General features: G+C 62.3%; 14 protein-coding genes. 7 read left to right on the top strand and 7 right to left on the bottom strand.

Annotation, left to right across the window (positions count from 1 at the left end; genetic code table 11):
* Nucleotides 1–176: 176 nt before the first annotated feature.
* Nucleotides 177–1,229, top strand: coding sequence for a hypothetical protein (locus QHC67_RS12825; protein ID WP_319294890.1), 1,053 nt, complete (start codon nucleotides 177–179; stop codon nucleotides 1,227–1,229).
* Between the two features lie 94 nt (nucleotides 1,230–1,323).
* On the opposite strand, the gene QHC67_RS12820 is transcribed toward QHC67_RS12825, so the two are convergent.
* From QHC67_RS12820 to QHC67_RS12790, 7 genes are all read right to left on the bottom strand, one after another.
* Nucleotides 1,324–2,670 carry a DUF418 domain-containing protein gene (locus QHC67_RS12820; protein WP_319294888.1) on the bottom strand — a complete coding sequence of 449 codons (1,347 nt, stop codon included), beginning with the start codon at nucleotides 2,668–2,670 and terminating at the stop codon, nucleotides 1,324–1,326.
* Nucleotides 2,667–3,176 carry a YbaK/EbsC family protein gene (locus QHC67_RS12815; RefSeq protein WP_319294886.1) on the bottom strand — a complete coding sequence of 170 codons (510 nt, stop codon included), beginning with the start codon at nucleotides 3,174–3,176 and terminating at the stop codon, nucleotides 2,667–2,669. The genes QHC67_RS12820 and QHC67_RS12815 overlap by 4 nt, the downstream gene beginning before the upstream one ends.
* Nucleotides 3,173–3,868: a cysteine hydrolase gene (locus tag QHC67_RS12810; protein WP_319294883.1), complete on the bottom strand. Its 696-nt coding sequence runs from the start codon at nucleotides 3,866–3,868 to the stop codon at nucleotides 3,173–3,175. The genes QHC67_RS12815 and QHC67_RS12810 overlap by 4 nt, the downstream gene beginning before the upstream one ends.
* A gap of 37 nt (nucleotides 3,869–3,905) precedes the next feature.
* Entirely contained in the window at nucleotides 3,906–4,799 is an 894-nt protein-coding gene (locus QHC67_RS12805; RefSeq protein WP_319294881.1) for a PhzF family phenazine biosynthesis protein, read from the bottom strand.
* Nucleotides 4,786–5,415, bottom strand: coding sequence for a glutathione S-transferase family protein (locus QHC67_RS12800; RefSeq protein ID WP_319294879.1), 630 nt, complete (start codon nucleotides 5,413–5,415; stop codon nucleotides 4,786–4,788). Before QHC67_RS12800 ends, QHC67_RS12805 begins: the two co-directional genes overlap by 14 nt.
* Nucleotides 5,416–5,426: 11 nt before the next feature.
* Complete coding sequence (locus QHC67_RS12795; protein WP_319294952.1) at nucleotides 5,427–6,026, bottom strand: LysE family translocator; 600 nt, start codon at nucleotides 6,024–6,026, stop codon at nucleotides 5,427–5,429.
* A 73-nt stretch (nucleotides 6,027–6,099) separates the two neighbouring features.
* Nucleotides 6,100–6,528, bottom strand: a complete 429-nt coding sequence (locus QHC67_RS12790; protein ID WP_319294877.1) for a PaaI family thioesterase — start codon at nucleotides 6,526–6,528, stop codon at nucleotides 6,100–6,102.
* Between the two features lie 283 nt (nucleotides 6,529–6,811).
* Between QHC67_RS12790 and QHC67_RS12785 the strand changes: the two genes are divergently transcribed.
* The 6 genes from QHC67_RS12785 (at nucleotide 6,812) to QHC67_RS12760 (ending at nucleotide 11,833) form a co-directional block, all read left to right on the top strand.
* Nucleotides 6,812–7,276: a cupin domain-containing protein gene (locus QHC67_RS12785; protein WP_319294875.1), complete on the top strand. Its 465-nt coding sequence runs from the start codon at nucleotides 6,812–6,814 to the stop codon at nucleotides 7,274–7,276.
* Entirely contained in the window at nucleotides 7,209–8,063 is an 855-nt protein-coding gene (locus tag QHC67_RS12780; protein WP_319294873.1) for an isocitrate lyase/phosphoenolpyruvate mutase family protein, read from the top strand. Before QHC67_RS12785 ends, QHC67_RS12780 begins: the two co-directional genes overlap by 68 nt.
* The gene (locus QHC67_RS12775; RefSeq protein ID WP_319294871.1) at nucleotides 8,060–8,710 is read left to right on the top strand and encodes a glutathione S-transferase family protein; all 651 of its coding nucleotides are present in this window, start codon (nucleotides 8,060–8,062) and stop codon (nucleotides 8,708–8,710) included. The genes QHC67_RS12780 and QHC67_RS12775 overlap by 4 nt, the downstream gene beginning before the upstream one ends.
* Nucleotides 8,707–9,594, top strand: coding sequence for an NAD(P)-dependent oxidoreductase (locus QHC67_RS12770; RefSeq protein WP_319294869.1), 888 nt, complete (start codon nucleotides 8,707–8,709; stop codon nucleotides 9,592–9,594). The genes QHC67_RS12775 and QHC67_RS12770 overlap by 4 nt, the downstream gene beginning before the upstream one ends.
* Before the next feature lie 128 nt (nucleotides 9,595–9,722).
* Entirely contained in the window at nucleotides 9,723–11,081 is a 1,359-nt protein-coding gene (locus QHC67_RS12765) for a PLP-dependent aminotransferase family protein (protein WP_319294867.1), read from the top strand.
* Nucleotides 11,082–11,089: 8 nt separating this feature from the next.
* Complete coding sequence (locus QHC67_RS12760; RefSeq protein ID WP_319294865.1) at nucleotides 11,090–11,833, top strand: SDR family NAD(P)-dependent oxidoreductase; 744 nt, start codon at nucleotides 11,090–11,092, stop codon at nucleotides 11,831–11,833.
* Nucleotides 11,834–12,146 lie beyond the last annotated feature (313 nt).

Raw genomic sequence — 12,146 nt, 5'->3', positions numbered from 1 at the left:
TTGTATCTATTGAACACCTTACGAGTCGCATTGTTCACGTCTGTCGTTCATGCGGTTTCAGGATGAAGGAAGAGCAGCTGCGATGAGAGTGTCACTCCATCAGGATCTGGATCAAGGATGCCGATCCAGGCATGTAACTCGACCGCGGCGCTGCATCGTAGTCGCCTTGCCTCCCGATGAGCGGTGACGGACTGCCATTGTCGTTCCTCGATCTCGTAAGGTCGAAGGATCGACAACTGGTCGCGACAGTGAAATCGGACGCTGCCCGATTATCATCCTTGGGCGTGGGTCCCGGTTTCGTGGATCTCGATGCGATTCCGACATCCTATCCAATGCTGGCCAATAGTCGGCTCGACGAGATCATCGCCGACTATTCCAAGAGACATGGCATAAGCCGGGAGTTCACCAGAGATATCCTGCGCCAGCACCAGAAGGCCCTGATCGCATCCGAGCTGCGCGACCTCGCAAGACGCTACCAGGTCTTGCTCAGCTTCACACTCGGAGGGCACAGGATCTTCCGCATCGCGCCCGGCCTCGCGAGCAGACTGCTCAATACCCAGGTTGATGTACCGAGTGCCGCGCTTCGGGCTCCCTTCGAGAGCATTCTGCTCTTGTTCGACGATCAGGCAACGATCGGCGCATTCAATCTCGGTCGACCGTTCCGCTCGGCATCCGCCAAGGGAACAGTCAGCGCCTTTGTTACCGAAGTCGATTCCCCGAAGGGGCGGCGCTTCACAGCCACTTCCTTCCACACGCGCGGGCTCCATCGCTATGGAACTTACAGCCGGTCGTTCGACTGTGAGCGCGGCACAGTTGAGGAGATGCTCGAGTGCAACTGGGATCAGCCCGCCGATCGAAGCTGCGCACCCGAGTATGGCCGGGATTTCCATCGCTTGCTGCTCAACTGCCTTCTCTACATGGGATCGCGGGCGGCCAGGGTCAGGACAGCGGCGGAGACGTCCGCCCGGACGCGCGGCGTGGCCTGGAGTGCATCGCATGTGGTAGTCGGAGACGGCTTATCGCCGCTTTCGAATAGCGCGAGCGGTCCGGCACGGGCCGGGACCCGAGGGAGCGCTACGAACCTGCTGCGTCGCCAGCTCGTGATCGGCCACTGGCGACAGCATGCCGTCGGTGCCGGACGCGCCGAACGTAAGCTGATCTGGATCGAACCTTATTGGCGAGGGCCGGAATTGGGCGATGCTGTAAACCGCGTGCGACTCGTCCGCTGAGCACTGCTGCCACCAATCGACAGATCGCGTTCAGACAGCTGTGAAGGTGAAGTGGCCTGACCAAGACGACAGAGGATAGTGCGCAAGGGAAAAGCTAAAGCGGGGGTGAACCGGCAACTATCTCTGCTTGCGGGCGATGATCCGACCTGAGGCTGTTGTACGCGAGCGCGCGCAAGAGCCGCTCCGCCGGTCCGATCGGACTGTGTTTCAGCCACCACACGCAGAACAGGGCCGTAGCAGTCCATATTCCAACTGAGACGATCATCAGCGAAACGAAATCGAAGGCACCGACATAGCCGAACCCATAGAAGAGGATCGAGGTGAGGATCGACTGCAGACAGTACGTCGTCAGCGCCATACGCCCGAGGGCCCGCACGGCATGTGCAGCGCCGAAGGCGCCCGATCGAAACAGGAGAACGATCAGCCCGATATAGCCGAGCGTAAGCGCAAGGCGGGCGGGCTCATAGAGGAATGACCGCAACAGCGAGGCAGTGAGGCTCAGCCGGTGGAGGTCGAGTTCGAATCCGGTCCGTGCCTGCCAAGCGAGATCTGCCGAGCGTAGCAACAGGCCGATGCCGCAGCCCCAGAGCAGCATACTGCGGTAGCGGCTCATTGACCCCGCACCTGTCAGTATCCCTGAGCGGTAGAGCGCCATCCCGACGAGCATGAAGCCAAGGCTTTCGGCCACGCCCCACCAGCTGTAGTTGCCTAAATGGCGAGCGGCCCATCCAGAGGCGCTCCAGCGCAGCAGACCGCCGATGCTGGTGCGCTGCCGGACTTCTTCGGCCAGGCTGTCATCAGATGGATACACAGCCGCTTGGGCCGCCCGCGCGGCATCGAGCGCCTGCTTCTCCTCGCTAGAGATCCACCGCCCCGCCGCTTGCGCCACTTCGGCGGAGTGAGCTCGTTGATAGGTGGTAACGCGTTCACCCGTGTCATAGGTTCGAAATGCGCTGAGGCCCAACATGATGAGCAGCGCCCAAAGCCATAGCGTTCTTGGACGCGCGGTCCGAAAGGCTAGGAGCGCCAGGCCAGCCACCCCATAGGTCCACAAGATCTCACCGGGCCACAGGAAGACTGCGAACTGCACAATACCGAGGAGAAGCAGCGCGAGGCAGCGTCTGGCCCAAACGTCGATTGGCACGATGTCCGGCCGCTCTCCTTCCGTGCGTCGGAGCATGATCAGCATGCCCGCGCCGAACAGAATGGTGAATAGCCCACGCATCGGCCCCTCAAGGAGCACATGCTGCAAAGACCATGTGATCCAGTCCGCGTTCCAACGCGCCGGATAGGTAAGCCCTTGCGTATCCCCCACCGTCCCCATGACGATGATATTCACAGGAAGGATGCCGCACACCGCGAGCCCCCGCAGGACGTCGAGCAGCTGAATCCGCGCTCCTTCGCGAATGGGCGCGAACGACTCAGTTGCTTCCGTGGTCAAGATTGACCGCCCGAGATGCTGCTGAGGCGTGCCTCGTCATCGCGAAGCGGACTACATACGTCGACCCAGGTCGCGCCGGTGATCGCCGCCATACACGAAGGGCTGATCCTGATCGCCGCATTGACTGTTCCCGCCGCCGGGAGGACTTCGTCCATGCTCTTCAGCGAAACATCACAGTAGACCCGCACAGCAGAGGGCAAGCCAAACGGACAAACGCCTCCGATTGGATGGCCCGTGGCCGCCTCCACCTCCTCACGGCGCAGCATTCGGATTTTAGCGCCGAATGCGTGTTTGGCCTTCTTGTTGTCGAGTTTGGCGTTGCCGCTCGTCACCAGGACGAACGGCGGGCCGCCTGCACTCAGAGACAGCGTCTTAGCAATCTGCGCAGGGCGGACGCCGTGGGCTTGAGCCGCCTCTGCAACGGTCGCCGTGATGGTGTCCATCTCGATGATCTCGATGTGAGGAGCTTTCCGCTCGAGGAATTTCCTGACTGCTTCGATGCTCATTGCGCTTCGTTCTCTTGCGTGCCGGGACGACTGCGATCGCGGAGACAGCCTAGTTTCGCCTCGATCATCGGCGTTGAGAGCACATGCACGTCAATCAAGCTGAGGTCGGCCAGGCGCCGCTCGTCCACTTGAGAGGTCGCGTCACTCACGAGCACCGCGCGAAAGTCGCGTTCACTGGCGTCGAAAAGCGTCGCCCGCGGGCAATTTGGGAGGTTGCATCCGCTAACAACGACAGTGGAGGCGCCCATGCTGCGCAGGAATCCCTCCAGCTGTGTGTCGAAGAATGCACTCCAACGCGGCTTGAACATCGCCCACTCTTGCGCCCCGAGCCGCTGAAGCTCGCCAGTTAGCAAGCGACCGGCATCAAGTTCAGGCTGTCGCTGAAGACAGAGCGCCGGCGTCAGCTGTGATCCAGATGTGCCAGGTGCTGCGATCGGGCCATTCTTCGCGATGTGGTCGCGTCGCCCTAATTCCGCATTGGAGCCGTCGACTTCGTACAGACGCACGACATGGATGATCGGCCGGGCCGCAGCGCGGAACGCATCCACCAAGCGAGCGCAGTTCGTTGTGATCTCAGAAGTTCCGCTCACATAGGCGTTCCCACCTTCAGAGGCGAAATCTTGTTGCATGTCGATCGTCAGGAGGACTGAGCCTGCCCACTCGGGTGCCGTCGCCGTGCTTTGCTCGGGCATGATTATTCGCCCCCGCCTTCACGTCTGGCGTTCCGGATCAGCATCTGATCTTACCCTCGATGAGGCGAACGGCAGACCCGCCGATTTGTGCGCTCTCGACCACCCCATTTGAAACGGTCGCCTTGATATGGATCGTGCTGGGGCGACCCATATCCTCTCCTTGTCGGACGCTCCATCCGCACTGGCCGTCGGCGATACCCTGAAGGTCCACGAGCAGTCCGGCCAGAGCTGCCGCTGCGCTTCCAGTTGCCGGATCCTCGGTGATTCCGATTCCGGGAGCGAACATTCGCCCGTGCACCTCCCGGCCACTTTCCCAATCGTCCATCGTGAATACGAAGATCGCCGGGGCCCACGCGCCTTTGAAGCTTTCCTCCCACCGCGCCGGGTCGAGCGACGCTTGGGATAGCAGCTCACGCGAGGCGACGGGCACGAACGCATAAGGAACGCCGGCGCTGAAGGCGGCTGGCGCGAAGGCGAGATCGCGCGCAGCAATGCGCAATGCGGCTGCCGCCGCCTGCGGAGAAGGCGCTGGTCCCTTCCGGGGCGGCTGGGGCGAGGTCACGAATGCTTCTAAACGTCCTTCTGCATCTTGACGCAAATCGATCAGAACCGCGCCGGCAGCAGTCTCAAGGACGCGGGGTGCTCGGTCGGCTGCGCCCGCCTCCTCCGCAAGGAAGATCGCTGCGCCGACCGTCGGGTGACCGGCGAACGGCAGCTCCACGCGAGGCGTGAAGATCCGTAGACGCGGTGAGGCATTCTCGTCGGGACGAATGATAAACACCGTCTCACTGAGATTGAGCTCGCCCGCGATCGCCTGCATCGTCGTTGCGTCGAGGTGGCCGGCGTTCGGGAAGATCGCCAGTGGATTGCCTCCGAAGGTGTGATCGGTGAACACGTCCAGCGTGACGAAGCTATGCTCAAGACGTTGCATCGCTGGCTCCATTTCCATCACCATCGGGCTTAGCGTCGATGCCGAGCGCAGTGCTCGCTCGCGCGATCCAGCTGCAGACGCCGGGGTATTCGGCCAGGCTGAAGCCACCTTCTGGGGCGAGCATCGTATAGGGCAGTAGGGACACGTCAGCGGCCGAGAGAGTCTCACCCACGAGCCAACGCTGGTCGGTCAGATGAGCCTCCATTCGGGCTAACGCGGCTGTGCCGCGCTCCATCAGACGCGGGTCGATTTCTGCATCCGCACGGTCGAGATAAAGTCGCTGAAAGCGCCGGACTGCCAAGTATGGTTCGTGACTATATTGTTCCCAGAACATCCACTCGAGCATCCGTGCCCGATCGAATGGGTCGCTCGGCACCAGCGGAGTTCCTTCACAGAAATACAGCACGATCGCATTGGACTGGGCGAGCCTCCGCCCATCCTCAAGAACCACTACTGGGACCTGCGATGCAGGATTGAGCGCGAGAAATTCGGGCGTGCGCGTCTCGCCTCTTAGGATATCTACTTGAGTCCATCGAAACGGACGGTGCAGATATTCGAGAATCCACTTCACCTTGAGGCAATTCCCCGAGCACTCGTCTCCGAAGACTTCGATCATGGCTGGCTCTCCTATGTCCAAAGTAACACGAGGACCGCCGACAAGACGGTCAGAACAGCCATTCCACGATTGAAAACTATAGCGCGTGAGGAATCTTTGAGCATGGCTTTCATGCCAGCGCCGAACCCGGTCCAGAGAGTGATGGACGGCAGGGAGATGAGGAGAAAAGTCGCTGTGACCAGAATGAGCCGCGGCCAATAGTCGGCTGCTGGTGCAACATAGATCGAGACGGCTGAGATCGTCATCATCCAAGCCTTTGGATTGACGAACTGGAACACCACGCCATGCCAGACCCGCAAGGGCGGCTGCTGTGCGCCTTCGCTCAAGCCACTTGCTGTCCAGAGCCGCCACGCGAGGTAGAGCAGATACAAGGCGCCCAGCACGCGTAAGGCCAGCTCGACTTGTGGCACGCTAATGATGAGCGCTCCTACACCGGCGCCGCTCACCAGGAACAGAATGCCAAGACCAAGCAAGGTGCCGAAAAGCGTCGGCAAGGACCGCCGAAACCCGTGCGCTACTCCCGAGGTGGTCAGAAGAAGATTGTTAGGCCCCGGCGTGATCGACATCGCGACCGAGAAGAGCGCAAGTGATGCGAAAGTCGACGACTCCATCACTGGGCTCGGGCTGCTTGCGTGATGGGGGAAGCCGAACCCGAAGCAGGCTCCCAGGGACTACAGACGGACATCAGCCTGCCTTTCCGACGCTGATCAGCGTCTGTTGACCGGCAGCACAGAGGCGTTGCTCATCACGGTCGTGATCGAAGACCTTAAGGGCGCAGACGGTGAGTGTTCTCCCGCTTTTCAGAACCTCGCCGGATGCGGTGAGAAAGGAGCCGCGCGCTGGCGCCAGTAAGTTGAGCTTGAATTCGACCGTCAGCACGTCGGCGCTGGCATCGAACATGCTGTAGGCAGCATATCCGCCGGCCACGTCGGCAATTGTTGCAATCACACCACCGTGGAAGAACCCGTTCTGCTGCGTAAGCTGGCCGCTGAAGGGAAGACGCATGACCACCCGCCCTCGCGCGACCTCTTGCAGCACAGCTCCGATCGCCGACATGAACGCCTGACGGTCAAAGCTCTCGCGTACCCGCGCCTCCGTTGCCAAATCCATCATTTGGGCCTCCACGTCATACCTAAACGCACCTTGATCAGGGCGTCAGATGAACGCCGCCGAGTCCAGTGAGTGATCAATAGATACAATCATAGTTGATTCAAGTGAGCAATGGTGACACGCTGCAGATCTCGGGTCGCGTCGGACAGCCGACGACCAACCGCCCGCGTGAGGATCGTTGCGTGTCAAAGGAATGCCGGCGCTTGCCGCACATAACAATGCAGAAGGGAAGACATCGAACGGCTGGTCCCGCTCGTTCACCAGCGTTCCGGCGCGAGGCCGCAGGATGATGCGCGCACCACAACACGGTAGCGAGGCTGCGCTCCGCAAGACGGCCTCACACTATCCAGAACCTTTCGCCAGTCGCATGGCGGGACGGCACAAGCGACCGCTTGGCGAGCTTTTCGGGCTGAAAAATTTTGGTGTGAACCTGACTACTCTTGAACCCGGCGCCGTCTCTTCGCTCCAGCACCGCCATAGCAGGCAGGATGAGTTCATCTACGTCCTTGAGGGGGAGCTGGTTCTGGTGAGCGGAAGCAGCGAGTGGGCGCTATCAGCCGGCATGTGCGCCGGCTTCGCGGCAGGGGGCGATAGCCACCACCTCGAGAACCGCTCGGATCGACACGCCGCCTATCTCGAAGTGGGCGACAGAACCGAGGGTGACGAGGCGACCTATCCGTTCGATGACCTTGCCGCTTCGCGGGAAGGCAACAGCTGGCGCTTCACGCACAAGAACGGCGATCCTTACTAGAGGTATGCGAATGCGAACACAGGTTGAGAGGGTGCGTGAGTTTCGTGCGATGCATCGACGGGGAGCCCCCTTTGTCATGCCGAACGTCTGGTCGCCCGGTACTGCGATCGCCATGGCGGAGGCAGGGTTCGGAGCAGTGGCCACTACTAGCGGGGGACTTGCGCTCGACCAAGGCCTCCGTGACGGAGAAGTCGGCCGGCTCGCTTCGATGGCGGTTGCGACGACGATCTGTGCGGCGGTCGATGTGCCGGTGTCCGCAGACCTTGAGAACGGCTTCCACGACGAGCCGTCCGAGTGCGGGCGGCTCATGGTCGCCGCCATCCGCGGCGGACTCGCCGGCGCCTCGATCGAGGACGCGACTGGCCGCGCCGATGCGCCAATCTACAATTTCGATCACGCGGTCGAGAGGGTCCGGCAGTCGGTCGCCGCGGCGCGCGCATCGGGCGATCTTGTCGTGACGGCGAGAGCCGAAAACTTCCTTCACGGGCGGGAGGACCTTGAGGACACGATTGCGCGCCTTAAGGCTTTCGAGGCTGCCGGGGCTGATGTGCTCTTCGCGCCAGGACTGCCTGACATCGCCGCCATTCGCAGGGTTTGTGAGGCGCTCTCCCGGCCGGTCAGCGTCATTGTCTATCCTGGCCAGAAGGACATCACCGCAAAGGCGGTTGCAGAGGCGGGCGCGGCCAGGATCAGCCTGGCCGGCTCTCTCGCGCGCCTTGCCCATCAGACGATCGTCGCGGCTGCCGGAGACGTGCGTTCCAACCTTGGAGGAAAAAAGGAGGCATGAGGCTCATCGGCATGCTGGATTCACCCTATGTGCGGCGGGTCGCTATCAGCCTGTCGGAGTTGGGCCATGACTTCGAGCACGAGGCGATTTCGGTGTTCTCAGGCTTCGGCGAGTTCGGACGGATCAATCCCGTGGTCAGAGCGCCGACCTTGGTCATGGATGATGACGCGGTGCTGATGGACTCGAGCATCATCATCGAGCAATTCGAAAGCTTCTCCCCCGTAGAGCGGAGCCTGTGGCCGCGTGACAAAGTCGGCCGGAGCAGGTGTGCGGCAGTTCTCGGGCTCGCTCTGGCAGCCTGCGACAAGGCAGTCCAGCTCGTCTACGAGAGGGAGCTGCGGCCCCCAAACAAGCAGCATGGGGCTTGGGCGGAGCGCGTGTCGCGCCAGGTGATGGCGGCTTGCAGGCTGCTTAACGAGCAGCCCGAGGAAAAGGACCTTTGGCTCGCTCGCGGCCGTCCAACGCAGGCGGGACTGACGCTGGGCGTCGCCTGCACCTTCATGCACCATCTTATCCCTGACGTTTGGGCGGAGGCGGGTCTTCCCAATCTTCGCCGGTTCCAGGAAGACGCCGAAGCGCTGCCAATCTTCCGGCGCTGGCCGCATTCCGGTGTCGAACCGGCGCAGCAGGATTCCCCTGAGCGATGATCCCGGTCGGCTTCATTGGGCTAGGCCTCATGGGGCAGCCAATGGCGGTTAATCTGGCGCTCTCCGGCGTGCCTCTCATCGTGTGGAACCGGACGCCGGCCAAGCTTGAGCCTGCCGTCTCAGGCGGGGCAGTAGCCGCCAGCAACGTGGAGGAGGTCTTCGCCAGGTGCGAGACGATCATACTCATGCTTGCGACGCCGGCCGCGATCGACTCCGTTCTCGGGCGCGGAACCCCTCGATTGCCGACGAGAGTGGCCGGCAAGCTGATCATCAACACCGGCACCACGTCACCCGAATATTCGAGCGGTCTCGCCTCTGAGATCTGCGCGGCAGGAGGGCGCTATGTTGAAGCGCCGGTCTCGGGCTCTAGGCAGCAGGCGCAGGACAGCCAGCTGGTGGCAATGGTCGCGGGCGAGCCAAAAGACATCGCCAGCGCCCGCGCGTGGTTGAAGGCAATCTGCCGTGAGACCTTCGACTGCGGTCCAGTCCCCGGCGGCCTCAAGATGAAGCTTGCCGTCAACCACTTCATGATCGTGATGGTCACCGGCCTCGTGGAAGCCTTCCATTTCGCGGATCGAGCTGGGATCGATTGCGCTGCGTTGCGCGAGGTTCTGGCGGCAAGTCCAATGGCGAGCAATGTCTCACAGGTGAAAGCAAGCAAGCTGGTGTCCGAGGATTGGCGGCCCCAAGCAACGATCGCCGACGTCCTCAAGAATGTCGATCTCATTGCGAATGCGACTGCCGCAGCCGGCGCGTCGTCACCACTCATGCGAACTTGCCGTGAGCTCTACCGGGAGGCCATCACACTGGATCGGGGCGGCCTGGACATGGTGGCGGTCACCGAGGCGTTCCATCGGCGGAGTGCCGCGCCGGATGCCGGATGATGCCATCGACATCTCTCGCTCGCCGGCATGCTCTTCAGGCGCATCCGCAATCGAGCCCATTTAATGCTGGGCTGCGTCATCATTTCCTGCGATGTAGTACAATTCCAAGAATTGTATTGCGAGGGACTTTGACCGGCACCGCCCCACAGAAAATCCAGCTACCGGATTTGCCCGGAGCCCTCCACGAGCGGCTCGCGATCGCGGTTGAGCGTCTCATCGGCGAGCGCCGCTATCATCCCGGGGATCGCCTACCGACCCATCGGGAGCTTGCCCAGAGGGCAGGCGTTTCGATCGGCACAGTCACCAAGGCGCTGGACCTGCTCAGCAATCGCGGCATCCTCCGGGGAGAGGTTGGCCGCGGCACCTTTGTCAACGACGTCCGCATCCCGCCCATCGAAGGCGGGATCATTGACCTCGCGATCAATGGGCCGCCGCAGGTGATCTCGGAAGACACCTTCAGGGCGGCAGGTGAGCGCGCACTGCGGCGTGCGCTTGCGCTCCCGCACGGAGGCTATGCCGATCAGCGAGGCACCGCGGAACAGCGAAGGACCCTGGCCGCCTGGCTACGACGATCGCGGCTGGACCTTGACGAGGATCAGCTGATCCTCACCGTCGGCGTGCAACATGGCGTCCATCTTGCTTTTCAGGATCTGCGGACGGATTCTCGTATCATCGCGACCGAGAGCGCGACCTATCCAGGCGCCCTCGCGGCGGCAAGGGCTCTGGATATGCGGATGGTGCCCGTTCGCCATGACAGCGATGGAATGATCCCGGACGATCTTGACCGAGTGCTTCGCGAGAGCGGCGCGCGGATCGTCTATCTGACGCCTGTGTGCCAGAATCCACTCGGTTTCGAAATCGGTGAGGACCGGCGCCGGGAGTTGGTGGTCGTCATCGAGAAGTACGACGCTTGGATCGTCGAGGACGACATCTATTCGGTCTATTCCACGAAAGGAGGAAAGACCTTCAAGGAAATGGCGCCCGAGCGAACGTATTATCTCAACAGCGTCTCCAAATGCCTGACGCCGCTGATCCGGGTGGGGATTATGGCCCCGCCGCTGGACCGCCGATCCGAGATCGCGAAGGCGCTAAGGGCAGAGGTGTGGGGCTCTGCGCCTTTTGGGGCGGAGATGGCCTGCGCGCTCCTTGACCTCGGTGCCGATGCCACCGCTGCCTCGATCCTGAGGGCGGAGGCCAAGGGCCGCATCCAGCTCGCGCGCCGCGTAGTCGGCCTCGACTCCATTCCTATGCCGGAGGGAGCGCCGCATCTGTGGCTTCCAATGGAACCCGTCCGTGCGGAAAAGCTCGCAAGACTGGCGGGCGAGCGCGGCGTCCGCCTGACACCGCCTGACGCGTCATTCGTCGGGGGGGACTGCGGCGGAGGCGTGAGGCTCTCGGTCATGGCGACCACCAACCGCGACGATCTGGAGAGGGCCCTTCGGATCGTTTCCGCCCTGCTCGACGAACCCGAGGAAATGATCGTTTGAGGCTTCATATGGACTCACATGTGCTTATCGTCACCGGCGGCGGGCGCGGTATTGGAGCGGAGATCGTCCGTTGCGCGGCGCGCGCAGGAATTGCGACCGCCTTCTCATATCGAGCGGACGACGCCGCAGCGCACGTCCTAGCGAAGAAAGTGACCGAGGCAGGCGGGACTGCTCTGCCCGTGCGTCAGGACATTGCCGATCCCGACGCGGCCCGCAGACTCATGGATACCGTCGAGGAGCGGCTCGGCCAAGTCTCTATGATCGTCAATAATGCCGGGGTGACAGGACCGATCGGCGCGTTTGTCGACAGCAGTGTCGAGACGCTGCGCCGCACGACCGAGGTCAATCTATTGGGCACGATGTGGCTGGCACAGGAGGCCTCAAGGCGCTGGCTGGCGCGGGGAACGAAGGGCCGCATGGTCAACATCTCCTCCATCGCGGCGACATTGGGCGCGCCCGGAGAATATGTTCACTACGCCGCCACTAAGGCGGGTGTTGAGGCGCTCACCATCGGTCTCGGCAAGGAACTGGCTCCGCGAGGCATTCGCATCAACGCCGTCTCGCCGGGCACAGTCCTAACCGACATCCATGCCGCCGCCGGCGAGCCGGATCGTCCCGCGCGCGTAGCCGCACGCATCCCCGTCGGGCGACCTGGCGAGCCGCACGAGATAGCAGCCGCCGTTCTTTGGCTGCTCTCGGACGAAGCCTCCTACGTCAACGCGACCGTGCTTCGCGTGTCGGGAGGGCTCTAGCCGAGTTGGTGTTGGGGTGTGCGCCCGAAGGAATCACGTACGAGGAGGGTCCTGACCAGCCGTGCCAGCAATTTCGTCCACATCGGGCTTTTGGACCCTCAGGAACAACGCGGCGGAGGTGGCGACCAGTCCACCGATGCCCAGCATAGCAAACGCCCAGCCCCACTGAGACGGTGGATGCCCAGTCATATTGGTGAGATCGAGCACCCAGCCGAACACGGCCGGCGACACCGCACTGGACTTGTAACGGTTTTGCGCCGGTCACCTGAGCGATTAGAGCTCGCAACAGGAGACCGACGAGATGATCAAGCAT

The sequence above is a fragment of the Sphingobium sp. genome (assembly GCF_033795625.1).
GTDB lineage: Bacteria > Pseudomonadota > Alphaproteobacteria > Sphingomonadales > Sphingomonadaceae > Sphingobium.
The sequence above is the reverse complement of the archived record's forward strand: the minus strand, read 5'-3'. Positions and strand labels throughout refer to the sequence as shown.

Bases quoted from the DNA above. Each gene is read 5' to 3' on its own strand.
- QHC67_RS12825 (WP_319294890.1), top strand. From the start codon at position 177: ATGAGCGGTGACGGACTGCCATTGTCGTTCCTCGATCTCGTAAGGTCG.
- QHC67_RS12815 (WP_319294886.1), bottom strand. From the start codon at position 3,176: ATGAGCATCGAAGCAGTCAGGAAATTCCTCGAGCGGAAAGCTCCTCAC.
- QHC67_RS12810 (WP_319294883.1), bottom strand. From the start codon at position 3,868: ATGCCCGAGCAAAGCACGGCGACGGCACCCGAGTGGGCAGGCTCAGTC.
- QHC67_RS12805 (WP_319294881.1), bottom strand. From the start codon at position 4,799: ATGCAACGTCTTGAGCATAGCTTCGTCACGCTGGACGTGTTCACCGAT.
- QHC67_RS12800 (WP_319294879.1), bottom strand. From the start codon at position 5,415: ATGATCGAAGTCTTCGGAGACGAGTGCTCGGGGAATTGCCTCAAGGTG.
- QHC67_RS12795 (WP_319294952.1), bottom strand. From the start codon at position 6,026: ATGGAGTCGTCGACTTTCGCATCACTTGCGCTCTTCTCGGTCGCGATG.
- QHC67_RS12790 (WP_319294877.1), bottom strand. From the start codon at position 6,528: ATGATGGATTTGGCAACGGAGGCGCGGGTACGCGAGAGCTTTGACCGT.
- QHC67_RS12785 (WP_319294875.1), top strand. From the start codon at position 6,812: ATGATGCGCGCACCACAACACGGTAGCGAGGCTGCGCTCCGCAAGACG.
- QHC67_RS12780 (WP_319294873.1), top strand. From the start codon at position 7,209: ATGACCTTGCCGCTTCGCGGGAAGGCAACAGCTGGCGCTTCACGCACA.
- QHC67_RS12775 (WP_319294871.1), top strand. From the start codon at position 8,060: ATGAGGCTCATCGGCATGCTGGATTCACCCTATGTGCGGCGGGTCGCT.
- QHC67_RS12770 (WP_319294869.1), top strand. From the start codon at position 8,707: ATGATCCCGGTCGGCTTCATTGGGCTAGGCCTCATGGGGCAGCCAATG.
- QHC67_RS12760 (WP_319294865.1), top strand. From the start codon at position 11,090: ATGGACTCACATGTGCTTATCGTCACCGGCGGCGGGCGCGGTATTGGA.